Here is a 25190-nt window from a genome sequence, read left to right on the forward strand (position 1 = left end):
TACGCCACAGATTCCGAGGTGTACAGTGACGAAGAATTTTCAAAGAAAGGTGCAACCCGAATGTCACAGACAGGAAGGGCGAAAACCAAAGCGCAGGACGCAGGCTGGCGAGGTTCCGTCGATGGTTGGCTGGATGCCGCTTACGATGCTCTCAAAGAGTCGGGTGTGGATGCTGTGCGGGTGATGCCGCTGGCCAAGCGTTTGAATTTGTCTCGTACCAGCTTCTACTGGTTCTATGAAGATCGGGAACAGCTGCTAGCGGCACTCCTGGCTCGTTGGCGGGACAAGAACACCGGCGGTATGGTCAGCCAATGTGAGAGTTATGCGGAAAGTATTTCCGAAGCGATTCTCAACGTCTTCGAGTGCTGGCTGAACCCTGAGCTGTTCGACTCGCAGTTTGAATTTGCCGTGCGCAGTTGGGCGCTGCAATCGGACGAGGTCAAAGCTGAAATCGCTTTAGCCGATGAAGCGCGGATGAATGCCTTGGCCGCGATGTTCCGACGGTTTGGTTACGACGTCGAGGGGGCTGACGTTCGGGCCAGGACGATCTATCTCACACAGATCGGCTACATCTCGATGAAAACCAATGAAGATATTGTCGTGCGATTTCGACGGATTCCTCAGTACGTGAGCGTGTTTACCGGCAAGGTACCGAAGCGTCGCGAGCTGGACCGCTTTTATGGAAAGTTCGGCTACGCAGAAAAAGAGCCCGGTGTTTTCGTTCCCTTGGTCGATACATTCGAGGAGTCTCCTGCCGATGGAGAATAGAACCCTGGGCATCATTGGGGGCACCGGCTGGCTCGGGCGCGCAATCGCGCAGGCGCTCCTTGAAAGCGGCTTCATCAAGCCTGACCATTTGTTGATCTCGAACCGCTCCGGCGTCAGTACTTTCGAGCCAGGCGTGAGGCTGCTGGCCGACAACCAGCAGTTGGTGGACCTCAGCCATATTGTCGTGCTGTCCATCCGGCCGGAGCAGTTTCGTGAACTGCTGATCAACGCCCGCGGCAAGTTAGTGATTTCTCTGATGGCCGGAGTTCCGGCGGCAGCCATCAGCGCGGCAACCGGTGCGGATGTAATCGTGCGGGCCATGCCGAATGCGGCCGTGGAAATCAGGCAGTCGTTCACGCCCTGGTACTGTGCCGGAAACCTTGTTGAGCGCGACCGCCAGTGGGTGCAGCGACTGTTCGAGTGCGTAGGTTCGGCGGACGAAGTGCCTGATGAAGACTGTATTGATTATCTCAGTGCATTGTCCGGGACTGGGCCGGCCTTCCCAGCGATGCTGCAAATGGCGCTGACTAATCAGGCGGTGGCTGCAGGAATTCCACTTGCCATCGCGCAACACGCTGCACAAAGCGTGGTGGTGGGGGGAGGCCAGATGCTTGCCAGCCGCGATCCGCGACAAATGATTGAGTCGTTGATGGCTTATCGTGGCGTGACGGCGGCAGCGCTGCAGTCGATGGCCGATCAGAACATCGAGTCCATTGTGGGGACGGCGGTAAAGGCCGGCGCTGAAGTTGCGCGTCGGGGAATGTAGCCAGGGCAGGGGATAGACAGTGAAGACCCGCTGAAGGGCCTTCACTGTAGAAAGCGTCAACCGATTGCGATTATTCGGCCTTGAAGCAGTAGACAGCCAGTTTGTTGCCATCAAGGTCCCGAGCGTAAGCGGCATAGGCATTTTCAGCCCAGCTACGCGAACCCGGTTGGCCTTCACAGGTGCCACCCGCCGCGAGTGCGGTTTCGTGGAATGCATGTACTGCAGCGCGACTTGGCGCTTCGAAACTCACGGTCACGCCATTGCCAACGTTGGCAGGATTGCCATTGGCGGGTTTTAGCACGAAGAACGACGGTTTATCCACGCCCCAAATGGAGCCGGATTCATCAAGGTCGGCAACACGGTTAAGACCAATTTCTTTGAGAACACGATCATAGAAGGTCCGTGCTTCGGCAAGGTCATTGGTACCGACAGTGACATGGGTAAAAACAGACATTTTGATTTCCTTTGGGTTGTGATGCGGGTGTGAGCGCTGGCCGGTATCACGGCAGTGCCTTGGTCAAAAATGAATGACGGTGCGGATGCTTTGCCCTGTATGCATCAATTCGAAAGCCTTGTTGATGTCTGAAAGGCCAAGGTTGTGAGTGATGAAGGTTTCCAGCGGAATTTCGCCGGTGCTCGCTTTCTCGACGTAGCTGGGAAGCTCCGTGCGGCCCTTGACTCCACCAAACGCGCTGCCACGCCAGACGCGCCCGGTTACCAGTTGGAAAGGGCGGGTACTGATTTCCTGGCCCGCACCGGCAACACCGATAATGATCGATTCACCCCAGCCCTTGTGGCAGCACTCCAGAGCAGCTCGCATCAATTTGACGTTGCCGACACATTCAAACGAATAGTCCACGCCACCGTCGGTGAGCTCGACAATCACGTCCTGGATGGGCTTGTCATAGTCCATGGGGTTTATGAAATCGGTGGCGCCGAGCGATAGGGCGACGTCCCGTTTGGCCGGGTTGATATCAATGGCGATGACTCGCCCGGCGTTGGCCATTTTCGCGCCGATGATGGCCGCCAGCCCGATCCCGCCGAGCCCGAATATCGCAACGCTTGCCCCGGCCTCGACCTTGGCAGTGTTGAGTACGGCACCTATGCCTGTGGTCACGCCACAGCCCAGCAGGCACACCTGCTCTAGAGGCGCATCCTTGGGGATTTTGGCCAGGGAGATCTCCGGCAATACCGTGTACTCGGAGAAGGTCGAGCAGCCCATGTAATGGAACACCGGCTGGCCCTCAAAGGAGAAGCGCGATGTTCCGTCAGGCATCAAGCCCTTGCCCTGTGTCGCTCTGACTGCCTGGCACAGGTTGGTCTTGCCCGACAGACAGAATTTGCATTGCCGGCACTCGGCCGTGTACAGCGGAATCACATGGTCGCCGACCGACAATGACGTCACGCCTTCGCCGATCGACTCGACAATCCCGCCACCCTCATGACCCAACACGGCAGGAAAGATCCCCTCGGGATCGTCGCCCGACAGAGTAAAAGCATCCGTGTGGCAGACACCGGTTGCCACGATTCGTACCCGTACTTCGCCAGCCTTGGGCGGTGCGACATCAATGTCCACCAGCTGCAACGGCTGTCCTGGGCCAAAAGCGACTGCCGCCTTCGATTTAATGGTCACTGCTGACATGGTTCCCCCTCTTGTTTTTGGCGAGCCTCCGTTCCAACAAGAATGGAGGCTCGAATTCAGATTTCTTTCACCAGGCGCAAAGCGTCGTAGATGGCCGCGTGGGTGTTGCGAGCAGACACGGCGTCGCCGATCCGGAACAGCTGGAAACGTCCTTCGGGATTGGTGACGATGTTCTGTGCCGTGCCGGCTATCAGGTCATGCTGCTCTACCGCGCCGCCATTGGTGGAGAGAGGACGCAGGTCGAAGTACAAGTCGTCCAGAGGAAGAGTGCCGTGGTTGACGACCACCTGATCGACCACGCGCTGCTTGTGGACCTGCCCGTAATCGCTGCCAAAGGTTGCAACGAGCCCGTCATCACGTTTTTCCACTGTGTCGACCCGATAGGTGACGGTGAAGGTGACGTCCAGGTCCTGCAGGCTGCGCATGTAGGGCACCAGGTTCATGGCCATGACTTCAGGTGCAAACGAGCGGTCAGGGGTGACGATTTCTACTTTCGCGCCGCTATTGGCGATGACTTCGGCTGCCTGTAGAGCAGCATGATCCCCGGCATCGTCGAAGATCAGTACGTTGCGACCGGGCTTGATGTCACCGGAAATGATGTCCCAGGTTGAAACCACGAGTTCGTTGCCTTTGCGGAGCACCTCGGTATCCGGTAGACCGCCGGTCGCAACGATGACCACGTCAGGCTCGAAGGCTTGCACGGTGTCGGCTTCGGCCCAGGTGTTGAAATGAAACTTCACCCCCAGTCGTTCGCATTGCGCCATGCGCCAATCAATGATGCTGATCATTTCGCGACGACGCTCGTTCAATGCCGTCAGACGAATCTGCCCGCCAGGTTGGTCAGCCGCCTCAAGTACCGTTACATCATGGCCGCGCTCACCGGCGACCCGCGCCGCTTCCAGCCCGGCAGGGCCCGTACCGACCACCAGCACCTTGCGCTTGACCGCGGCTTTGGGAATGTCATGAGGCATGGTGGTTTCCCGCCCCGTCGCTGCGTTGTGGATGCAGTAGGCCGCGCCACCCTGATAGATGCGATCCAGACAATAGTTGGCGCCGACGCACGGGCGAATATCTTCTTCGCGCTTCTCGATGATTTTGCGCACGATGTGCGGATCGGTCATGTGCGCGCGGGTCATGCCCACCATGTCCACTTTGCCCGAGGCGATCGCGTAGCGCGCCGTGGCAACATCGGGAATCTTCGCTGCGTGGAAGGTCGGGAAGCCTGTTGCCGAACGGATCTCTCCAGCGAAGTCGAGGTGGGGTGAGTTGCGCATACCCTGAATCGGGATGACATCGGTCAAGCCAGCGTCCGTATCGATGTGGCCGCGTACCACGTTCAGGAAGTCGACCAGTCCGCTGTCCTTGAGCATGTGGGATATCTGCATGCCCTCGCTGGCATTGAAGCCACCGGGCAGTTCTTCATCTCCGGTGTAGCGAACCCCGAGCAGAAAGTCTTCGCCGACCCGATGGCGGATGCCACGCAGGATGTCGAAGGTAAAGCGCATGCGGTTTTCCAGCGAGCCGCCATAAGGGCCGTCGAGGTCATTGGTCAACGGCGACCAGAACTGGTCCATCAAATGCCCGTAAGCCTGAAGCTCCAGACCATCGAGACCTGCCGCCTTCATGCGCTCCGCCGCGTCTACATAGTCCTTGATGATCCTCTCAATGTCCCATTCTTCCATTTTCTTCGGGAAGGAGCGGTGTGAAGCCTCGCGACGGTGTGACGGCGACACCACCGGCAACCAGTCGGCCTTGTCCCAGCGGGTGCGGCGGCCCAGGTGAGTCAACTGGATCATCACTGCCGCGCCATGTTCGTGGCATTCATCGGTCAGGTCCTTCAACCATCCGACCACTTCATCCTTGTAGGCGAGCACATTGTTGAATACCGGCGGGCTGTCTCGGGAGACGGCTGCGGAACCGGCAGTCATGGTCAGGGCGACACCGGCCTTTGCGCGCTCCACGTGGTAGGCGCGATAGAGATCCTTGGGCATGCCATCCACAGGGTAGGCCGGTTCATGGGAGGTGGTCATGATCCGGTTTCTGAGGGTCAGATTCTTGATTTTATAGGGTTGCAGCAAGGGATCGCTGGACATCGTGGTGCGCTCCAAAGTGGGCTTCATCAGGCTTGGTGACTAGAAATTAGGATAAATGTACACCTGTGTCAATGCTTTGTGACACAGGTGTACATTTTGCTTGCGCAACAAAAAATCCAGGATTAACATCCGTCAAAACAAGGACTGAACTGGCTTAACCACGCCTGTCATCCATTGCATCGATTGATGAGTGCCCGAGGGAATTATGAAAGTGCTCGTAGCGGTAAAACGCGCCATTGACCCGAACGTGAAGGCTCGTGTTAAAGGTGATGGTTCAGGCGTCGACCTGAATGGCGTAAAGATGGCCTTGAACCCTTTCTGCGAAAACGCAGTGGAAGAAGCTATTCGCCTTAAGGAAAAAGGCGTGGTTTGCGAGGTGGTGGTCGTTTCAGTTGGCACTTCTGCTGCGCAAGAACAATTACGTACGGCATTAGCGCTTGGCGCAGATCGAGCACTCCTGGTTGAAACGAACGCGATGCTCGAGCCGCTCAACGTGGCCAAATACCTAAGCAAAGTGATCGATAACGAAAAGCCGCAATTGATCCTTTTTGGTAAACAGGCTATCGACCAGGAGAACAACCAGACCGGGCAGATGGTTGCGCAATTAATAGGTAGTGCTCAGGCCACCTTTGCCTCAGCCGTCAGCTATGCCGATGGCCGATGGGTTGTTGAGCGTGAAATCGATGGTGGCAGCCAGGTTGTGGCCCTTACGGCACCCGCAGTTGTTACCTGTGATCTGCGCCTTAATGAACCGCGCTACGCCTCGTTACCTAACATCATGAAGGCCAAGAAAAAACCGCTCGAGGTGATTGCCGCTGATGGCTTGGGCGCGAGCGTGAGGGAGCACACCCGGCTGCTCAAGGTGACGCCACCTCCAGTGCGAAAAGCAGGTATCAACGTCAGTTCGGTATCTGAACTGGTGGAAAAACTGAGAAATGTGGTGGGGTTAGTTTGATGCGCACATTGGTTATAGCCGAGCACACAGGTAGTCAACTCACGGCAGGCACGTTGAGTGCAATTACTGCTGCTATCGATCTGGGCTTCGAAACGGATTTGCTTGTGATGGGGGGCGCACAGGCATCAGACGTTGCGGAACAGGCCGCGCTTACCAAGGGCCTGCATCGAGTGCTGCTCGCGCAGGATGAGATGTTCGAGAAGACGCTGGCCGAAAATGTCCAGCCACTGATCACTTCGCTAGTGGGCGACACTTATACCCATGTAATGGCGGATGCGAGCAGCATGGGTCGCAATGTGTTGCCACGGGTAGCGGCCAGCCTGGATGTCGGAATGCTTTCGGACGTCATCAAAATTGTGTCGGTAGACACTTTCGAGCGACCCATTTATGCGGGTAATGCGATCGCCACCGTTCAGTCCATCGATTCAGTCAAGTTGTTGACCCTCCGTGCCTCGGCTTTTGCCCAAGCCTCGTCCCATCAGGATCGCTGCGAAGTCATGGCCGTTAATGGGGGACGCATTGCAAGCACTGTCAGCTTTGTAAGCGAACAGCTGACGGTGAGCGAAAGGCCTGACCTGTCGAGCGCTCGTGTCGTCGTTTCCGGTGGTCGCGGGATGCAGAGCAAAGCGAATTTTGAATTGATCGAACGTGTTGCAGACAAGCTCGGTGGCGCCGTAGGCGCATCACGCGCTGCAGTGGACGCAGGTTTTGCCCCCAACGACTTGCAAGTCGGGCAGACGGGGAAAATAGTGGCACCGGATCTCTACATCGCCGCAGGTATCAGTGGCGCCATTCAACACCTGGCGGGTATGAGTGGATCAAAGGTAATCGTCGCGATCAACCAGGACGCTGAGGCGCCGATCGCCCAAGTTGCAGATTACATGTTGGTTGCGGATTTGTTTGAGGCATTACCGGCGCTCGAAAAGGCATTGTGAGTGAGTTGATAATGATTCCATGGCAGAACAATGTGCGAAATTTTATATTTGAAAGTTTAATATTAGCTTCGCATTTTTATGAGGGAAGTTGATGCTTCTGCTGTCCTGTCAATAACTATTAATACAGCACGCGGAGATGCACATGATTACGTTATCCAGTAAAACTTGTACCGGCTGGCTTGCAGGTTTGGTTATGATCTCCAGCAGCCTGATAGCTCAAGCCGAGGAGCCCGCGCCTATCCGTATTGGTTGGGTGAATTGGTCGGATACGGAGATCGCTGTAAAGCTGGCAGATACAGCGTTGCGAAATCACCTGAAGCAACCGGTTAAATTGGTTCTGGCCGATATTGGTATTCAGTTTCAGGCGCTGGCTAACGGTAATATCGACCTGATTCCTATGGTTTGGCTGCCAAGCACTCACAAGTCCTTTTATGACAAATACCGCGACAAGCTCGAAGACTTAGGGGTGCTTTATGAGGGGCGGATTGGCATGGCGGTACCCACTTCTATTCCTGTCAGTGAAATCGCCAGTGTCGAAGACCTTAACAAGCCAGAGGTAAGGGAAAAACTCGGCGGCAAGATTTTGACTTCCGAAGTGGGTAATGGTCAGTACAAACTTACGGAAAAGGCCATTAAAGAATATCGTCTTGATGGTTATAAGATGGTCGCTTCTTCAGAGTCTGGAATGTTGAGCGAGTTGGACCGTAATCTGAAACGTGACAAGTGGTCTTTGATTAACGCATGGAGCCCGCACTGGATGTTCTCCAAGTGGTCACTGCGATATTTGGATGATCCGAAGCAGATTTTCGGAGGCTCTGAGCAAATCCACGCGGTCGCACGCAAAGGTTTTAGCGCAGAACACCCCGATGTTGCTCGATTCTTCGCCAACTTCAAAATCCCTAAAGCTGACCTTGAGAAAATGATGGCTACTGCGCGTGATAGCTCGGCAGATAAGGTAGTTGCAGAATACTACTCAGCCAACAAACCCCGCTTTGCAGCAATGTTTGACGACACGACTGCTTCAACAACAGCGGGCCAGTGACGACGGCCACTGTCTTGTCACTATTTTGCAGTTCGATGCCCTTTGCAGTGAGTGAAGGGTGTTGAGTGTTTATCTTTGGATCGGATTTTTATAAATGCCGGACACAGGTCATTGTATTGCCTTGCGGCGTTATATGATGAGTGGTTCTTGAACATTAGTTTGAGAAAAATAAACGAGCATTAGCATGCGGGCACGCTGTTGAATCATGTGACTCAGTGAGATCAAAGAGGGCGTCGCCGTGCTTTCTAAATCTTCTGCCTAATTGACATTCTTGAAAGGAGAACATACATGACAGAGTTATTTGATATTCGTCTGGCTAGCAAACAAACAGCTTTCACTGAAATTCCAGTCATAGATATATCGTCGCTCATAAACGGCGAAAATCCACTGGAGGTGGCAAGCCAAATAGGTGACGCATGCGAAAAGGTGGGTTTTTTTTATATAAAAAATCATGGTATTGACCAGCAGTTAATAGATGAGATGTATGCGCTTACCAAAAGCTTTTTCAAGCTTCCTTTTGATGAGAAGAACAAGCTTAATGTCGTAAATTCCGGGCCCACGCTACGTGGTTATATACCGATGTACGCGGAAAACGTCGATCCAGCTAATACCCGCGATTTCAAAGAATGTTTTGATTGCGGAGCTCATTACGATGAGGTCTCTCCATTTTTTGGTCCTAATCAAATGCCGTCGGCACTGCCGCAATTTGAGAAGGTTGCCGAAGATTACCATTCCTCTGTATTGGCACTCGCGCGAATGCTTATTGGTGGGATCGCGCTGAGCTTGGGTCTACCGCAAAATTACTTTGAACACCTTCAGCGTAAGCCCATCACGATTCAGCGGATTTTGCGTTACCCGCCCCAGATCGGAAGAATTTCCCAAGAGGAGATTGGTATTGGGGCGCACACGGACTATGGTTTCTTGACGGTCCTATCCCAAGATGCAGTTGGCGGTTTGCAAGTCAGGAACCGTGCAGGGGAGTGGGTTACTGCCCCTCCAGTTGAAGGCACTTTTATCGTCAATATTGGTGATCTGGTTCAAACCCTCACCAACGATCGCTACACCTCGACAATGCATCGCGTCATAAATACCAGCGGTCTAGAGCGCTATTCAATACCTTTCTTTATTGATTTGGATTTCGATGCGGTTGTTGAGCCTGTGCCAACCTGCGTGAGTGAGGCTCTACCTGCGAAGTATGAAGCGTACACGTGTGGCCAACACAAATTTAAGCGTTTCGTTGATAGCTATGCGCATTTGAAAGGCGAATAGGGGTTATCAATGTGCATCCTATACATGGCCAATCCCGCCGATGCGCAGAAATGGCGAGATGCCTGTCAACGCTCGCCCCTCAACTAGAGTTCCGCCAATGGCCTGATATCGGTAACCCCGCAGAGGTGCACTACATCCTGGCTTGGGAGCCTCTTCCCAGCCTTGTGGACCAATCGTGCACGCTTCACAGCGGCGTGTTGGTGTCATGGGGGTTGGTAGTCTCGGACGCGCCTCGCTTGATCGCCTTCAGCCATTGGACTTTCAACTCAGCGGCTGGAGTCGTTCTTCGAAGGAGGTGCCAGGTGGTCACTGTTACGTCGGCCTGGACGAATTAGAGGAATTTTTAGGGCAGTGGCCGCCCCTATGCCGATTTACGCGTAGTTTGTTGGGCTGTGTCGAAAAGAGATCACAACCTCTGTTTTCGTTCCGGCGCTTTCCTGCGGAAGCTGCCTCTAAACCCGTTCTTCAGGCCTGTAGGTGTAGGCAAGAGACCATTCGAAAAGTTAGCCGCTGGTCGAAAAGCAATACTTCATCCAGGGTGTGGGCTGAAGTGTGGGCTGGCAGGGTTTTCCAAAAGCCAGAAACGACAAAGCCCTGAATAATCAGGGCTTTGTCGGTACAAATATGGCGGAGGCGATGGGATTCGAACTCATGGACCTGTTACAGTCGACGGTTTTCAAGACCGTTGCCTTAAACCACTCGGCCACACCTCCGTTTGCGTTGCGGGCGCCATAATACCTGAATGAAACACACTGTCAAACTCTGTGCATGGCTTGTTACAGAGCGTCTGTTATGATCTTTGCGACTGAACGTTTCAAACCCAACAGGAGTGTCGCCATGCGCGAACAGGATTACGCAGTGAATAACAGCGTGCAGGCTGAGCAGCTAGAGGTTAGCCGCGTCCTGCGCAACACTTACGGTCTACTCGCTCTCACCCTCGCATTCAGCGGCGTGATGGCGTTTGTCGCACAGCAGATGCGTGTCGGCTACCCGAATATCTTCGTGGTGCTGATCGGCTTCTACGGCCTTTTCTTTCTCACCAACAAACTCCGTGATTCGGCATGGGGCCTGGTTTCTGCGTTCGCGCTGACCGGTTTCATGGGGTTCCTGCTCGGCCCGATTCTCAACCGTTATTTGGGTATGCAGGGCGGCGCAGAAGTCGTCAGCTCGGCCTTCGCGATGACCGCGCTGGTGTTTGGCGGCCTGTCGGCTTATGTGCTGATTACCCGTAAGGACATGAGTTTCCTCGGTGGTTTCATCACCGCCGGTTTCTTTGTGCTGCTGGGCGCGACACTGGCGAGCTTGTTCTTCCAGATCAGCGGTCTGCAACTGGCGATCAGCGCAGGTTTCGTGCTGTTCTCCTCGGTGTGCATTCTGTTCCAGACCAGCGCCATCATTCACGGCGGTGAGCGCAACTACATCATGGCGACCATCAGCCTGTACGTATCGATCTACAACCTGTTCGTCAGCTTGCTGCAACTGTTCGGCATCATGAGCCGCGATGATTGATCGCCAGCCTTGAGTAAAAAACCCGCTTCGGCGGGTTTTTTATTGTCTGTGATTTGGCTCAGCGTTGGGGTTCGTGGCAACACACGCAGAGTTTGTTGCCGTCCGGGTCGCGCATATAGGCGCCGAAGTAATCGGGATGGTAATGCGGACGCAGGCCCGGCGGCCCCTCGCAGGATCCACCATGAGCCATGGCCAGTGCGTGACAGCGTTTGACGATCTCGTGACTCGGCGCAAGCAGGGCGATCATCTGCCCGTTCCCCGGTGTGGCCGGCTGTTCGTCGAACGCAGTGCCAATGACGAACAGCGGACGCGGTGCATCCTTGCTCATCCACCCCGCCCAGGGTTTGCCGGGATCGCAAAATTTCATCTGCAGCTGCAGTGCATCCATGATCGGTTGGTAGAACGCCAATGCACGATCGAAATCGGTGATGCCGATAAAAACGTGAGACAACATTCATCTGCTCCTTATTCGACCACAATGATGCTGCCATCAGCCTGTTGCCGATAAATGGTGTAGGGCAGCAGCAGGGTATCGAGAACGCCGGAAATCACTACGTCGATTAGTACGAAGAGTGTGCCGTTGTTGTATTTGTACTCATCGATGCCCGGGCCTGGAGACGCATGCAGACTGCAAAAGTCATACGTCACGCCGCTATAGATCCGTGGAACCGCACCGCAGTAGGTTTTCTGTTCCTTGAGACTCTTCGCTGCTGCCTCGTCACTGCGCACCACGGTCTGAAACGTGCCGCAACCGGTGAGTGTCATTGCCGCCAATAACATGGCCAGAGTTTTCATGCCGCCAATCCTTCGCCGGAAAACCCCCAATCTACCTCTTTGCAAACAAAACAGCACTCAAGCCATCGGTGGCAGCCGGCGCTTGACCGGGGTCTTCTTGACGATGGCAGTGTTGGTTTCGGCGTGGCTGTTGAGACGATCGAGGAGGGTGTCCAGTTGTTCCATCGAGCGCACGTGCAGGCGGGCGATGAAGCAGTCATCGCCAGTGACCTTGTCGCACTCGGTGAATTCAGGGATGGCCTGAATCTGTCGCTCCACTTCCTGCAATTGCCCTGGTAACGGGCGAATACGGACGATGGCCTGGAGTTGGTAACCGAAGCATTTGGGGTCGATCTCGACGGTGTAGCCCTTGAGCACGCCACGTTCTTCGAGGCGGCGCAGCCGCTCGGCGACGCTGGGCGAGGACAGGCCGCTGATCTGTGCCAGGGCCTTGAGCGAGCGGCGTGAATCTTCCATCAGCGCGCTGATCAGCACTTGGTCGATGTCGTCGGTCATGGCGAATCCCCTGTTAGGCAATCGGTTGAATAAGCCTTGATAAAAAAGGCGAAAGTCGAGTTTAGCCTGCTTTTTACGCTGGAGATGCCCCCAAATGGATTGGCATACTTTGCGCTCAAACACAGGAGGTTGATGATGGACAGAACAATACGTCGCGGCTCATTCGAAATGACCGCCGCCATGCTGATTTCCGGGACCATTGGCTGGTTCGTGCTGGTGTCCGGGCAACCGGTGCTGGACGTGGTGTTCTGGCGCTGCGTGTTTGGTGCCGCCACCTTATTGCTGATTTGCGCGGCATTCGGCTTTCTGCGCCCTGGCATTTTGACGTCCACCACTTTTTTGCTGGCCGTACTGAGCGGGGTGGCGATTGTCGGCAACTGGGTGCTGTTGTTCGCGTCCTATTCCCGCGCCTCGATTGCCATTGGCACGGCGGTTTATAACGTTCAGCCGTTCATGCTGGTGGGGCTGGCTGCGTTGTTCCTGGGGGAGAAGATCACCCTGCAGAAGTTGTTCTGGCTGGGCATTTCCTTTCTTGGAATGCTGGCGATTGTCAGCGCACACGGTGAGCAGGGCGATGGCGGTAACGATTACCTGATGGGGATTGGTCTGGCGCTAGGGGCTGCCTTTCTGTACGCGGTTGCCGCGCTGATCATCAAGCGCCTGACCGGCACACCACCGCATCTGATCGCATTGGTCCAGGTGTGCACCGGCGTGCTATTGCTCGCGCCCTTTGCGCACTTCTCGGCGATACCGCAAACGCCCGATGCCTGGGCCAGCCTGGTGACCCTGGGCATCGTGCATACCGGTCTGATGTATGTGCTGCTTTATGGCGCGATTCAAAAACTGCCGACAGCGCTGACCGGCGCGTTGTCGTTCATCTACCCGATTGCGGCGATTTTCGTCGACTGGTTCGCCTTCGGCCATCGCCTGGAGCCACTGCAATGGATCGGTGTCGCCGCGATTCTGCTGGCCGCTGCCGGGATGCAACAGGGGTGGAGCCTGAAGCTTCGGCGGGTAGCGGCGCAGTGAACAGGCCTCAGAAAATATAGTCGGTGGTCAGGAAACTCGAGTTGCGTCCGCTGATGATCTCGCTGAGAAGCTCTTTGCTGCTTTCCTGGAACTTGGTCGCCACCAGGGTCCGAATCGAAAACACTCGCAGCGCATCGTGCACTGACAGTGTGCCCTCGGCAGAGTTCTTGCGGCCGTTGAATGGATAAGTGTCCGGACCGCGCTGGCATTGGGCATTAAGGTTAATCCGGCCGACCTGGTTGGCGAAGGTGTCCACCAGCCTGCCGACCGCCACCGGGTTGGTGCCGAAGATGCTCAATTGCTGGCCGAAATCGGATTCCAGGACGTAATCGATCACGGTGTCCAGATGACGGTAAGGCACGATCGGCACGACCGGGCCGAACTGTTCTTCCTGGTAGACGCGCATCTGCGGTGTCACCGGGTACAACACCGCCGGGTAGAAGAACGATGCGCGGGACTCACCGCCATTGGGGTTGACCACGGCTGCGCCTTTGCTGACCGCGTCCGCCACCAGGGTGTGCAGGTAATCGACTTTGCCTGATTCCGGCAATGGCGTCAGGGCCACGCCACTGTCCCACGGCATGCCGGGTTTGAGGCCGGCGAGTTTGGCGTTGAACTTCTCGATGAACGCTTCGACCACATCTTCATGGACGAAGAGAATTTTCAGCGCGGTGCAGCGTTGGCCGTTGAACGACAGGGAACCGGTGACGGCTTCGCTGACCGCATTGTCCAGATCGACCTCCGGCAGAACGATGCCGGGGTTCTTCGCATCCAGGCCCAGCGCGGCACGCAGGCGGTGAGGCCTTGGGTGGAGTTTTTTCAGGTCGCTGGCGGCCTTGTTGGTGCCGATGAATGCAAAGATATCGATCTTGCCGCTGGCCATCAGGGCGCTGACCGTCTCGCGGCCGCTGCCGTAGATGACGTTGATGACCCCGGCCGGAAAGCTGTCACGAAAGGCTTCCAGCAACGGGCGAATCAACAGCACCCCAAGCTTGGCCGGCTTGAATACCACGGTGTTGCCCATGATCAGCGCCGGAATCAGCGTGGTGAAGGTTTCGTTCAGCGGGTAATTGTAAGGCCCCATGCACAACGCCACGCCCAACGGCACGCGGCGGATCTGGCCGAGGGTGTCCTGCTCCAGTTCGAAGCGGCTGGAGCGGCGGTCGAGTTCCTTGAGGGCATTGATGGTGTCGACGATGTAATCGCAGGTGCGGTCGAACTCTTTTTCCGAGTCCTTGAGATTTTTACCGATCTCCCACATCAGCAACTTGACCACCGCCTCGCGCTGTTCGCGCATGCGAGCCAGGAAGGTTTCGACGTGCTGGATGCGCTCGGCCACGCGCATCGTCGGCCACAGGCCCTGGCCGCGGTCGTAGGCGCGGACGGCGGCGTCGAGCGCGGTCAATGCGGTGTCGGCATCGAGCAGCGGCGTGCTGCCCAGGATTACCTGCTCATCACCATTGGCACCGCTCAGGTACACCGGGCTGCGGACTTGGGCGAGGGGCCCGGACCAGGTTTTCAGTTCGCCATCGACCAGGTACTCGCGCTGCTCGATCGGGCCGTTGAGACGGTACTTTTCCGGGACGTTGTCGGCAGTGGGAAACAGGTTGCCAAGGATTTGTGCTGTGGTCATATCGCTACCCCGTCTGGATTGGGTGATGCTCTGATGAATCGTTTTAGCAGACCTCGGACTCGCTTGTCATGGCCCATTTTATGATTTTTTTGCTCGGCGTTATGGATCGTCGTAGCAGCTGCCGAGCCTGCGAGGCTGCGTTCGGCGGCGAAGCAGTCGTGAAATCGGATATTGCGGTGCGTCAGGAAAACCTTGCATACAGGGTTTGCGACGGCTTCGCCGCCGAACGCAGCCTCGCAGGCTCGGCAGCTGCTACAGGGGGCGGCGATCTTTTGCCCTGAAAACACACAAGTCACGATCCCCCGGTTAAACTTCACGCTCTTTTCCCAAGGAGTTCATATGAGTTATTACCAGCCGGGCATTCTCGCCACCCCTGTTCCGCCTCAAGCTCGTCATATGTTCTTCGCCCTTGAATCCGCCGAGGCACTGCCGGCTGCCCTGGACAACCTGATGCGCCTGGTGGACGGCAAGTCGGCTGTAATCGGTTTCGGTGAGTCGTTGGTCAAGGCGCTGCACGCACAGGTCGATGGCCTGCGCGCTTTTCCGGCGCTGGTCGGTGTCGGTGTCGACAACCCGTCGACCCAACACGCACTCTGGTGCTGGCTGCACGGGGTTGACCGTGGTGAACTGCTCAATCGCAGCCATGCGCTCGAAGCCGCGCTGGCACCGGCCTTGCGTCTGGTGCAAATGAACGAAACCTTCCGCCACATGACCGGGCACGACCTGACCGGTTACGAAGACGGCACCGAAAACCCTCACGACGAAGCCGCTGTAACGGCCGCATTGCTGAGCGAAGGGGCGGACGGTCTGGTCGGTGGCAGCTTCGCCGCGATCCAGCAGTGGCAGCATGATTTGAAAGGCTTCCACGCGTTGTCGCCCCATGAGAAAGACAACATCATGGGCCGTCGCTTGAGCGACAACGAAGAACTCGATGACGCGCCGATCTCTGCCCACGTCAAGCGCACCGCCCAGGAAAGCTTCACACCTGAAGCCTTCGTGGTCCGTCGCTCGATGCCATGGATCGAAGGCGATCGCGCCGGCCTGATGTTCCTGGCCTTCGGTTTTTCCCTCGATGCGTTCGAATCCCAGTTGCGTCGCATGAGCGGTCTGGAAGACGGCATCACTGACGGCCTGTATCGCATCAGCCGGCCAATCACCGGCGGCTACTACTGGTGCCCACCGCTCAAGGACGGTCGCCTTGACCTGCGCGCACTGCGTGTCGGCTAAACCTGGGGTAAATCGGACCCGCCGATGCCGGCTCTGTCTTGGTTGAAGCCTTGAGCGACGATTACTGGCAAGTCCGCCACCCGCAGCCACGAACACGGCATCTACCCAGTGGCCCTACCTCTCAGGACTCACCTGAAACCTGTAGGCGCTGACGAGTGAAAGGAGGCTGCGATCTTTTGATGTTGTTCTTAAAGAGCAAGGATCAAAAGATCGCAGCCTCCTTTCATCGACAGATCCTACAAGTCCTTGTCAGGAAAATTCCAAAAGAGTACAAATGTACTCCATGACAACTTTAACTCCCCGCCGTACCGCCATCCTGACTTTCATCCGCGATCGAATCGCCGAACACGGTCAGTCCCCCAGCCTCGCTGAAATCAGCGAAGCTTTTGGCTTTGCCTCCCGCAGCGTGGCGCGCAAGCATGTGCTGGCGTTGACTGAGGCCGGTTTCATCGAGGTTAATCCGCATCAGGCGCGCGGCATTCGGCTGTTGAATCAGCCGCCGCGGCCTGAACTCCTGGATGTTCCAGTACTCGGTCGCGTGGCGGCTGGTGCGCCGATCGGTGCCGATGCCGAAGTCCACAGTCGTTTGCTGCTTGATCCATCCATCTTCTCGCGGGTACCCGATTACATGCTGCGGGTGCAGGGCGATTCGATGATCGAGGACGGCATTCTCGACGGCGATCTGGTGGGCGTGCGGCGCAATCCCGAAGCGGTCAACGGCCAGATCGTCGTGGCACGGCTCGACGGCGAAGTCACCATCAAGCGTTTCGAGCGGGCCGGCGATTCTGTTCGCCTGTTACCGCGCAATCCGGCTTACAAGCCGATCATTGTTCGAGCCGATCAGGATCTGGCCATTGAAGGCGTGTTCTGCGGTCTGGTGAGGCAAGGGTGATGGGCGCCGTCGTTGCGTTGGATACGCTGTTCAATGGCGGCCAGGTCTGGAAGGGCCGGCCTGCGCCACCGGCCGTCAGCCCGCAACCCACCGGGCATGCGACGCTGGACGCGGCATTGCCCACAGGTGGCTGGCCGGAAGCGGCGCTGACTGAAATCCTGTTGGCCGGGCAGGGCGTGGGTGAGTTGCAACTGGTGTGGCCGGCGCTGGCGCGGCTGTCGGCGGCAGGGGAGCGCATCGTACTGGTGGCGCCGCCTTACGTGCCGTATCCCCAGGCCTGGCAGAACGCCGGGGTCGATTTACGGCAACTGTCGATCATCCAGGCCAGTGAGCGCGATGCGCTGTGGGCGGCGGAACAATGCCTGCGTTCGGGCAGTTGCGGGGCGGTGTTGTGCTGGCCGCACAAAGCCGACGATCGGGCATTGCGACGTTTGCAGGTGGCGGCGGAAACCGGCCAGACCCTGGCGTTCGCCTATCGCTCGCTCAGTGAGGCCATCAACCCGTCGCCAGCAGCCTTGCGCATCGCCATCGACGCCAAACCTGCGCAATTGCGGGTGCTCAAGTGCCGGGGCGGGCTGGCCCGTTCGGCGCCGATTGCCTTTGCCGTAGGGCATTGAGGTTGCCATGCGCTGGGTTTGCATTCTCTTCCCGCAATTGGCGCTGGACGCGGTATTGCGTCAGCGCCCCGACCCCGATGAGCCGCTGGCGCTGCTGACCGGCCCGGCCCAGCGTCGGGTGCTGCAAGCGGTCAACGGTTCGGCGCGGGCGCTGGGCTTGCGGCCCGGCCAGTCGATGACCGCCGCTCAGGCCCTGAGCAAAGGGTTTGTCACCGCCGAATACGACGCCGCCCAGATCGAACACTGGCAGCAATTCCTGGCCGCCTGGGCCTATCGGTTCAGCTCTCAGGTCAGCGTGCATTACCCGCGTGCGGTGGTGTTTGAAATCGAATCCAGCCTGGGCTTGTTCGGGACCTGGCCGCAGTTCGAGGCGCGATTGCGGGCCGAACTTGGCGAACTGGGGTTTCGTCACCGGATTGTCGCCGCGCCCAACCCGGTGGCGGCGCGAGTATTGGCCAACGTTTATGACGGTCTGGTGGTGCCGGACAATGACGCTTTGCAGCATCATCTCGGGCAGTTGCCCATCGATCGGATCGCCTTGGAGCCAAACGTTGCCACGGCCCTGTCGCGCATGGGGCTGCGCACGTTGAGTCAGGTGCAGGCGTTGCCACGACATAGCCTGGCCCGGCGTTTCGAGGCCCAGGTGCTCAAGCATCTGGACACCCTGTTCGGCTTACGGCACCTGGCGCTGGCGTTTTACCTGCCGCCGGACCGTTTCGATGTGCGCATCGAACTCAACTTCGATGTGCAATCCCATCAGGCATTGCTGTTTCCGTTGCGCAGGCTGACTGGCGACCTGGCGGCGTTCCTCTGCGGACGGGACAGCGGTGTGCAACGTTTTGACCTGCACCTGGAGCACGCCGGGTTACCAGACACGCTGATCAAGGTCGGCCTGCTCAGCGCCGAGCGTGATCCGGCGATGCTGTTCGAACTGGCCCGGGGGCGTCTGGAACAGGTGCAGGTCGAGGCGCCGGTGCGCGGTTTTCGTCTGCGCGCTGAAGACTTGCCGACCTTTGTGCCCCAATACCAGGAACTGTTCGATGATCGTCCGCAACAATCCTTGCCTTGGGAGCAACTGCGCGAACGCTTGCGCGCACGGCTGGGGGATGACGCGGTGCAAGGCTTGCGGTTCCAGGCCGATCACCGGCCGGAATGCGCGTGGCAGGCCCGTGTCGACAGCCAGATTTGTGGGACGCTGCCTGCGGTGCAACGACCAGGCTGGTTGCTGACGGAGCCGCAGGCCGTACACGAAGGTTCGACGCGCATCCTCATGGGGCCGGAACGTATCGAGTCGGGCTGGTGGGACGGCGACGATGTGCGCCGCGATTATTACCTGATCGAAACCCGTTCCGGTCAGCAGGGCTGGGCCTATCGGGCGGTGGGCGAAGGCGGTCCGTTGTGGCTGCAAGGCTGGTTCGCATGAGTGTCGATTATGCCGAGCTGCACTGCCTGTCGAACTTCAGTTTCCAGCGCGGTGCCTCGAGTGCGCTTGAGCTTTTTCAGCGGGCAAAACAGCAGGGCTATCAAGCGCTGGCGATTACAGATGAATGCACCCTGGCGGGTATCGTCCGCGCCTGGCAGGCGGCCAAGGCTGTGGCGTTGCCGCTGATCATCGGCAGTGAAATACGCATCGAAGACGGCCCGAAACTGGTGCTGCTGGTGGAAAACCTCGAGGGTTACCAAACCCTGTGCCGCCTGATTACCCGCGCCAGACGCCGTATGCAGAAAGGTCAGTATCAGGTGCTGCGGAAGGATGTCGCCGAGCCGTTGCCGGGGCTGTTGGCGCTGTGGGTGCCGGACGCCGTCGATGACTTTGAGCAGGGCCATTGGCTCAAGCAGGTTTTCGCCGAGCGTCTGTGGTTGAGCGTTCAGTTGCATCGCGGGCAAGACGACACCCAACGACTGGCGGCGTTGCTGACCCTGGCGCGGGAATTGCGGATCCCGGCGGTGGCCAGCGGCGATGTGCACATGCACGCCCGTGGCCGTCGCGCCTTGCAGGACACCATGACCGCGATTCGTCATCACTTGCCGGTGGCCGAGGCCGGGTTGCGCCTGCACCCCAATGGCGAACGGCATTTGCGCAGCCTCGACGCCTTGCGCGATCTTTATCCGCAGGCACTGCTCGACGAAACGCTGAGCATCGCCCGGCGCTGCACGTTCGACCTCGGTCAGTTGCGTTATCAATATCCCCGGGAGCTGGTGCCTGAAGGGCGCACGGCCACGTCCTGGCTGCGGGAGTTGGCCGAGAAGGGTGTTCGGTGGCGCTGGGAAAAAGGCCCTAAAGCCGAGGTGTTGGCGCAGATCGACAAGGAACTGCAGCTGATTGCCGAGCTGGGGTACGAAAGTTATTTCCTGACCGTTCATGACATTGTGAATTTCGCCCGCAAGCAACACATTCTGTGTCAGGGGCGCGGTTCTGCGGCCAACTCGGCGGTGTGCTACGTGCTGGGAATCACGGAAATCGATCCGGAGCGGAGCACGTTGCTGTTCGAGCGTTTCCTTTCCAAAGAGCGCAACGAGCCGCCGGACATCGATGTGGATTTCGAGCACGAGCGGCGTGAAGAAGTCCTGCAGTACGTGTTCCAGCGTTATGGCCGGGCCCGCGCGGCGCTGACGGCAGTGGTCAGCACTTACCATGGTGCCGGCGCAGTCCGCGATGTGGCCAAGGCACTGGGTTTGCCACCGGATCAGGTCAACGCCCTGGCCGACTGTTGCGGTCACTGGAGTGATCAGGCGCCACCCGTCGAGTGCCTGCGTGAGGGTGGTTTCGATCCTGACAGCCCCGTGTTGCGCCGGGTGCTGAGCCTGACGGGGCAATTGATCGGTTTTCCCCGGCACCTGTCCCAGCACCCTGGCGGTTTCGTGATTTCCGAGCAGCCCCTGGACAGCCTGGTGCCGGTCGAGAACGCCGCCATGGCCGAGCGCACCATCATCCAGTGGGACAAGGACGATCTGGATGCGGTCGGGCTGCTCAAGGTCGATATTCTGGCGCTGGGCATGCTCAGTGCGATTCGCCGTTGTTTCGACCTGCTGCGACGGCACCGCGGCCGGGACTTGAGCCTGGCAACGGTACCGGCCGAAGACCCGCAAACCTACGAGATGATCGGCCGCGCCGATACCATCGGGGTGTTCCAGATTGAATCCCGGGCCCAGATGTCGATGCTGCCCAGGCTCAAGCCCACGACCTTCTATGACCTGGTGATTGAGGTGGCGATCGTTCGTCCGGGACCGATTCAGGGCGGAATGGTGCATCCCTATCTGCGGCGGCGTAACGGTGAAGAAGAGGTGATCTACCCGTCGAAAGAACTCGAAGCGGTGCTAAAGCGTACGTTGGGCGTACCGCTGTTTCAGGAGCAAGTGATGCAGATCGCGATTGTCGCCGCCGACTACAGTCCCGGCGAGGCCGATCAATTGCGCCGCTCCATGGCCGCCTGGAAACGCCACGGCGGACTGGAACCGCATAAGGAGCGCCTGGCCGACGGGATGAAGAAAAACGGCTACACGGCGGCGTTCGCCGCACAGATTTTCGAGCAGATCAAAGGCTTCGGCAATTACGGCTTTCCCGAATCCCACGCCGCCAGTTTTGCCTTGCTGACTTATGCCAGTTGCTGGTTGAAATGCCACGAGCCGGCGGCGTTTGCCTGTGCGCTGATCAACAGCTGGCCCATGGGTTTCTACAGCCCGGATCAGATTCTTCAGGACGCCCGTCGGCATCATTTGCAGATTCGTCCGGTGGACGTGCGGGCCAGTGACTGGGATTGCAGCCTGGAACCGATTACCGGCGCGCAGCCGGCCATTCGCATGGGGTTGCGGATGATCAAGGGCTTTCGCGAGGACGATGCCAGGCGCATTGAAGTTGCACGGTCGAAAGGGGCGTTTGCCGATATCGCCGACCTTGGCGAACGGGCACGACTCGATGCCCGCGCCCAGGAGCAACTGGCCGATGCCGGAGCCTTGCGCGGGCTGGCCGGTGACCGGCATCGGGCGCGTTGGGAGGTGGCGGGGGTGCAAAAGCAGCTCGGCTTGTTTGCCGGTTTACCGAGCCAGGAAGAGCCGAGGGTATCTTTGCCCAAACCCACCGTGGGCGAGGACTTGCAAGCCGATTACAACAGTCTTGGTACTACCCTCGGCCCGCATCCGCTGGCATTGCTGCGAGGCGAGTTGAAAGCCCGGCGTTGCCGCAGTTCGAAGGAGCTTATGGATGTCGAGCACGGTCGACCGGTCAGCGTCGCCGGGCTGGTCACCGGTCGGCAACGTCCGGGGACCGCCAGCGGCGTAACCTTCGTGACGCTTGAAGACGAGTTCGGCAACGTCAACGTGGTGGTCTGGCGCGACCTGGCCGAACGGCAACGGCAGGTCCTGGTCGGCTCGCAATTGCTCAAGGTCAATGGGCGCTGGGAAAAGGAAGGGGAGGTGCGGCATCTGATTGCCGGCCGCCTGAGCGACCTGAGTTCACTGCTCGACGGTATCCATGTGCGCAGCCGGGATTTCCGCTGAACTTTGACATTCAGCTATACCTCTATGAAACCATTGGCGTCGGCGATGCTCGAAACAAACGGGCACGCACCGTCTCCTCACGCCGTTGTACTGCCTGAAAACATGTCATCCACAGGACATAGGCCAGTCGATGCAGTTTCTAGACAATAGCCACGGATGTACCGGCTGGAGCGGTGAAATGGCCGAACGCATCCGCACGTTCGACTGGAGCCTGACCGAGCTCGGGCACATCGATACCTGGCCCGGGAGCCTGTGCAGCGCGGTGCAGTTATTGCTCGCCTCACCCCTGCCGATGGTGATGTTGTGGGGCCGGCCCGGTTACATGATCTATAACGATGCCTACTCGAGATTTGCCGGAGGGCGACATCCTTACCTGTTGGGTTCCCCGGTGGAATTGGGCTGGCCAGAGGTTGCCGAATTCAATCGGCATGTGGTGGATACCTGCCTGGCGGGCGGCACTTTGTCCTATCACAACAAAGCCCTGGTGCTGTTGCGTGATGGCATACCCGAAGATGTCTGGATGGATCTTTACTACAGCCCTGTCGCCGATGATGACGGGCATCCCGCCGGCGTCATGGCGATAGTGGTCGACACCACTGACCATGTGATTTCCGAGCGCCGGCGCCAGGAAGCCGAACGCGCTTATCGCGCCGACAACGAAAGAGTTCGCCTGGCGCTCAATGCCGGGGCTTTGCTCGGTTCATTCGTCTGGGATATCAAGGCTGATGTGCTGTCTGCCGACGAACGCTTCGCCCGCACGTTTTCCTACCCGCCCGATCAGGACCTGGCCAACCTGCCACCGCTCATCGCCGAGATGCAGATTCATCCCGATGACCGGGGTTGGGTTCAGGAGCGGATCAATCAATCGGTGGAAACCGGCATCCCCTATAACGCCGAGTACCGGGTGCTGCGGCCCGATGGCAGTTACCTGTGGGTGCTGGCCAGCGGGTGTTGCGAGTTCGATGAAAAAGGCGAGGCGTTCCGCTTTCCCGGGGTGTTGATTGACATTCATGAACGCAAGACCGCCGAAGAATCCTTGCTCAAATTCACCCGCAACCTGGAGCAGCGAGTCGCCGATGAAGTCGAAGCGCGGTTGGCGGCCGAAGAACAGTTGCGTCAGTCACAGAAACTCGAAGCCATCGGCGGTCTTACCGGCGGCGTGGCCCATGACTTCAATAACCTGTTGCAAGTCATCGCCGGCAACCTGCATTTGCTGGCGCGTCACGAGCCGGACAACGCCAACGTGCAACGCCGGGTCAGTGCGTCGATTGCCGCGGTCGAGCGCGGTGCCAAATTGTCGTCGCAATTGCTCGCGTTCGCCCGTCGTCAGCCTTTGTCGCCGGCGGTCTGCGATCCACGGCAGATCTTCGAAGGGCTGGGAGAATTATTGCAACGGGCGCTGGGGGAGACTATCCAGATCAAGGTGACGGCGCCTGACCATTCATGGCATCTCTACGTGGATCGCAATCAACTGGAAAACGCCATTCTCAACCTGGCGATCAACGCCCGAGACGCCATGAGCGGCGAGGGGATCATTGCCCTCAGCGCCGAGAACATTGCCCTCGACCGCAAGTTTTGCGCAGGCAAGGGCATCGTGGCCGGCGACTATGTTTGCGTCGCGGTAGCTGACACGGGTGTCGGCATGCCGCCTCAAGTGCTCGCCCAAGCCTTTGAACCGTTTTTCACCACCAAGGCCGATGGCCAGGGCACCGGCCTGGGTTTGAGCATGGTGTTCGGTTTCGTCAAGCAGAGCGGTGGCCACATCGAGATTTCCAGCGTCGTCGGGCAGGGCACTCGGGTGCAGTTGTATTTCCCGCGCAGTTTGCGCCCGTTGCCCGGTGAAACAACGCGCCATGATCCGCAGCATCGGGGCGGGCACGAAACCATTCTGGTGGTCGAGGACAACGAAGCGGTGCGTGGCTCGGCGGTGGATTTATTGCGTGAAGGGGGCTATCAGGTGCTGACCGCGGCCAACGGTGACCTGGCCATGCAAATGTTGCTCGATGGCGCGTCGGTGGACCTGATTTTTACCGATGTGGTCATGCCCGGTCTGATCAAAAGCGCGGACCTGGCCGCTTGGGCCAAGGTACAGAATCCACCGGTGGCGGTGCTGTTTACCTCCGGCCACACCCGGGACATCATTTCGCGCAATCACCAACTGAGCCCCGACACTTATTTGCTGAGCAAACCGTATGGCCCTGAAGCGCTGTTGAATAAGATCCGCAACGTACTGGGAGGTTGAGACTTGCAGGCTGTAATGCGATCGCCCCTGTAGAAGCGAGGCTTGCCCGCGAAGAACGATGACGCGGAGTACCTGATACACACGCGGGGGTTCTTGTTCGCGGGCAAGCCTCGCTCCTACAGGGGACTAACCGACCGGCATCAAGGCTTACCCGCGATGAGCGATCACCGGGCAAGCCTTGTTCCTGTGGAGATTATTTATCGGGATGAGCTGCCTGAAGTTTTTTCGCCATATCCAGATGTTTTTCCAGCGTAGGCAGCATTTTTTTTGCAAAGGCCGTGAGATCGGTGGCGCCTTTGGTTTCGTCGTCCGTTACTGTGTTGGCTTGTTTTTTGAACCGTTCAATCGTTTCCTCGTGAGCCTTCACCTGATTGTTGGCATAGGCCCTGTCGAAGGACTCATCGCGCAAGTCGAGAATTTTTTCCTTGGCCTGTTTGACCACCGTTGTGGTGTCCGGCATCTCGATGTCGTGCTTTTTCGCCAGGGCTGCCAGCTCTTCATTGGCTTTGGAATGATCGGTGACCATCATATTGGCGAACGCCTTGACGTCGGCTGATGAGCTTTTTTCCAGGGCCAGTTTGCTGGTCTCGACTTCCGCGATGCCACCCTCGGCCGCGTCATCGACGAAGTCGTTGGAAGTGGCGGCAAAGGCCGTGCCCATGCCGGTGCTCAAGGCTACGGCCAGGGCGAGGTGACGCAGATTGAATCCGTCCATCGGTCATTCTCCACACAGGTTTTATGGGCGATCCAGGTGATCGTTAATCAATGGAGGCAGACGATCGGG

General features: G+C 58.0%; 23 protein-coding genes and 1 tRNA gene. 15 read left to right on the forward strand and 9 right to left on the reverse strand.

Translation table 11 applies throughout. The features are described from left to right. Positions 1 to 60 precede the first annotated feature (60 nt). Both BZL43_RS08490 and BZL43_RS08495 read left to right on the forward strand, forming a co-directional pair. On the forward strand, positions 61 to 768 hold the full coding sequence (locus tag BZL43_RS08490; RefSeq protein WP_095632016.1) for a TetR/AcrR family transcriptional regulator: 708 nt from the start codon (positions 61 to 63) through the stop codon (positions 766 to 768). After that, positions 758 to 1534, forward strand: coding sequence for a pyrroline-5-carboxylate reductase (locus BZL43_RS08495; RefSeq protein WP_095631893.1), 777 nt, complete (start codon positions 758 to 760; stop codon positions 1532 to 1534). Before BZL43_RS08490 ends, BZL43_RS08495 begins: the two co-directional genes overlap by 11 nt. 70 nt (positions 1535 to 1604) lie before the next feature. Here BZL43_RS08495 and BZL43_RS08500 read toward each other — a convergent pair whose 3' ends face one another. The 3 genes from BZL43_RS08500 to BZL43_RS08510 form a co-directional block, all read right to left on the reverse strand. After that, positions 1605 to 1988, reverse strand: coding sequence for a VOC family protein (locus BZL43_RS08500; protein ID WP_095631894.1), 384 nt, complete (start codon positions 1986 to 1988; stop codon positions 1605 to 1607). A 63-nt stretch (positions 1989 to 2051) separates the two neighbouring features. Beyond that, the gene (locus BZL43_RS08505; protein WP_095631895.1) at positions 2052 to 3176 is read right to left on the reverse strand and encodes an S-(hydroxymethyl)glutathione dehydrogenase/class III alcohol dehydrogenase; all 1125 of its coding nucleotides are present in this window, start codon (positions 3174 to 3176) and stop codon (positions 2052 to 2054) included. Between the two features lie 56 nt (positions 3177 to 3232). Next, complete coding sequence (locus BZL43_RS08510) at positions 3233 to 5269, reverse strand: NADH:flavin oxidoreductase (protein WP_095631896.1); 2037 nt, start codon at positions 5267 to 5269, stop codon at positions 3233 to 3235. 205 nt (positions 5270 to 5474) lie between these two features. Here BZL43_RS08510 and BZL43_RS08515 point away from each other — a divergent pair, with 205 nt between their 5' ends. The 4 genes from BZL43_RS08515 (at position 5475) to BZL43_RS08530 (ending at position 9470) form a co-directional block, all read left to right on the forward strand. Beyond that, positions 5475 to 6224, forward strand: a complete 750-nt coding sequence (locus BZL43_RS08515; RefSeq protein ID WP_095631897.1) for an electron transfer flavoprotein subunit beta/FixA family protein — start codon at positions 5475 to 5477, stop codon at positions 6222 to 6224. Continuing rightward, on the forward strand, positions 6224 to 7159 hold the full coding sequence (locus BZL43_RS08520; RefSeq protein ID WP_095631898.1) for an electron transfer flavoprotein subunit alpha/FixB family protein: 936 nt from the start codon (positions 6224 to 6226) through the stop codon (positions 7157 to 7159). Before BZL43_RS08515 ends, BZL43_RS08520 begins: the two co-directional genes overlap by 1 nt. 142 nt (positions 7160 to 7301) lie before the next feature. Continuing rightward, positions 7302 to 8201 carry a glycine betaine ABC transporter substrate-binding protein gene (locus tag BZL43_RS08525; RefSeq protein ID WP_095631899.1) on the forward strand — a complete coding sequence of 300 codons (900 nt, stop codon included), beginning with the start codon at positions 7302 to 7304 and terminating at the stop codon, positions 8199 to 8201. Between the two features lie 288 nt (positions 8202 to 8489). Then, entirely contained in the window at positions 8490 to 9470 is a 981-nt protein-coding gene (locus BZL43_RS08530) for an isopenicillin N synthase family oxygenase (protein WP_095631900.1), read from the forward strand. A 625-nt stretch (positions 9471 to 10095) separates the two neighbouring features. On the opposite strand, the gene BZL43_RS08535 is transcribed toward BZL43_RS08530, so the two are convergent. Then, a tRNA-Ser gene (locus BZL43_RS08535) sits at positions 10096 to 10183 on the reverse strand. Positions 10184 to 10307: 124 nt separating this feature from the next. Between BZL43_RS08535 and BZL43_RS08540 the strand changes: the two genes are divergently transcribed. Next, a complete protein-coding gene (locus BZL43_RS08540) occupies positions 10308 to 10979 on the forward strand; it encodes a Bax inhibitor-1/YccA family protein (protein WP_007898177.1) in 672 nt (223 codons plus the stop codon). A gap of 58 nt (positions 10980 to 11037) precedes the next feature. Here the strand turns inward: BZL43_RS08540 and BZL43_RS08545 are convergent, their stop codons facing one another. From BZL43_RS08545 to BZL43_RS08555, 3 genes are read right to left on the reverse strand one after another with little or no spacing between them, the layout of a single operon-like run. Then, complete coding sequence (locus BZL43_RS08545) at positions 11038 to 11433, reverse strand: VOC family protein (protein ID WP_095631901.1); 396 nt, start codon at positions 11431 to 11433, stop codon at positions 11038 to 11040. An 11-nt stretch (positions 11434 to 11444) separates the two neighbouring features. Then, positions 11445 to 11774: a YceK/YidQ family lipoprotein gene (locus BZL43_RS08550; protein WP_095631902.1), complete on the reverse strand. Its 330-nt coding sequence runs from the start codon at positions 11772 to 11774 to the stop codon at positions 11445 to 11447. Positions 11775 to 11831: 57 nt separating this feature from the next. Then, the gene (locus BZL43_RS08555; protein WP_008006559.1) at positions 11832 to 12269 is read right to left on the reverse strand and encodes an Lrp/AsnC family transcriptional regulator; all 438 of its coding nucleotides are present in this window, start codon (positions 12267 to 12269) and stop codon (positions 11832 to 11834) included. Between the two features lie 135 nt (positions 12270 to 12404). Between BZL43_RS08555 and BZL43_RS08560 the strand changes: the two genes are divergently transcribed. Next, positions 12405 to 13298 carry a DMT family transporter gene (locus BZL43_RS08560; protein WP_095631903.1) on the forward strand — a complete coding sequence of 298 codons (894 nt, stop codon included), beginning with the start codon at positions 12405 to 12407 and terminating at the stop codon, positions 13296 to 13298. Between the two features lie 7 nt (positions 13299 to 13305). On the opposite strand, the gene BZL43_RS08565 is transcribed toward BZL43_RS08560, so the two are convergent. Next, a complete protein-coding gene (locus tag BZL43_RS08565; RefSeq protein WP_095631904.1) occupies positions 13306 to 14931 on the reverse strand; it encodes an NADP-dependent glyceraldehyde-3-phosphate dehydrogenase in 1626 nt (541 codons plus the stop codon). Positions 14932 to 14999: 68 nt separating this feature from the next. Between BZL43_RS08565 and BZL43_RS28255 the strand changes: the two genes are divergently transcribed. The 7 genes from BZL43_RS28255 (at position 15000) to BZL43_RS08600 (ending at position 24406) form a co-directional block, all read left to right on the forward strand. Then, entirely contained in the window at positions 15000 to 15212 is a 213-nt protein-coding gene (locus tag BZL43_RS28255; RefSeq protein WP_168185073.1) for a hypothetical protein, read from the forward strand. 58 nt (positions 15213 to 15270) lie between these two features. Next, the gene (locus tag BZL43_RS08575) at positions 15271 to 16158 is read left to right on the forward strand and encodes a Dyp-type peroxidase (RefSeq protein ID WP_095631906.1); all 888 of its coding nucleotides are present in this window, start codon (positions 15271 to 15273) and stop codon (positions 16156 to 16158) included. Between the two features lie 274 nt (positions 16159 to 16432). Continuing rightward, the gene (lexA, locus tag BZL43_RS08580) at positions 16433 to 17050 is read left to right on the forward strand and encodes a transcriptional repressor LexA (RefSeq protein WP_095631907.1); all 618 of its coding nucleotides are present in this window, start codon (positions 16433 to 16435) and stop codon (positions 17048 to 17050) included. After that, complete coding sequence (gene imuA / locus BZL43_RS08585; RefSeq protein ID WP_095631908.1) at positions 17050 to 17667, forward strand: translesion DNA synthesis-associated protein ImuA; 618 nt, start codon at positions 17050 to 17052, stop codon at positions 17665 to 17667. Before lexA ends, imuA begins: the two co-directional genes overlap by 1 nt. Positions 17668 to 17674: 7 nt before the next feature. Beyond that, positions 17675 to 19090, forward strand: coding sequence for a DNA polymerase Y family protein (locus BZL43_RS08590; RefSeq protein WP_095631909.1), 1416 nt, complete (start codon positions 17675 to 17677; stop codon positions 19088 to 19090). Next, the gene (locus tag BZL43_RS08595; RefSeq protein ID WP_218228030.1) at positions 19066 to 22164 is read left to right on the forward strand and encodes an error-prone DNA polymerase; all 3099 of its coding nucleotides are present in this window, start codon (positions 19066 to 19068) and stop codon (positions 22162 to 22164) included. The genes BZL43_RS08590 and BZL43_RS08595 overlap by 25 nt, the downstream gene beginning before the upstream one ends. Positions 22165 to 22294: 130 nt before the next feature. After that, positions 22295 to 24406 (forward strand): PAS domain-containing sensor histidine kinase, encoded by a 2112-nt coding sequence (locus tag BZL43_RS08600; protein ID WP_095631911.1) that lies wholly within the window; start codon positions 22295 to 22297, stop codon positions 24404 to 24406. Positions 24407 to 24599: 193 nt separating this feature from the next. Here the strand turns inward: BZL43_RS08600 and BZL43_RS08605 are convergent, their stop codons facing one another. After that, positions 24600 to 25121: a DUF4142 domain-containing protein gene (locus BZL43_RS08605; RefSeq protein ID WP_095631912.1), complete on the reverse strand. Its 522-nt coding sequence runs from the start codon at positions 25119 to 25121 to the stop codon at positions 24600 to 24602. Between the last annotated feature and the right edge of the window lie 69 nt (positions 25122 to 25190).

Origin of the sequence: Pseudomonas sp. PICF141, from assembly GCF_002286815.1 — a bacterium.
Classification (GTDB): domain Bacteria; phylum Pseudomonadota; class Gammaproteobacteria; order Pseudomonadales; family Pseudomonadaceae; genus Aquipseudomonas.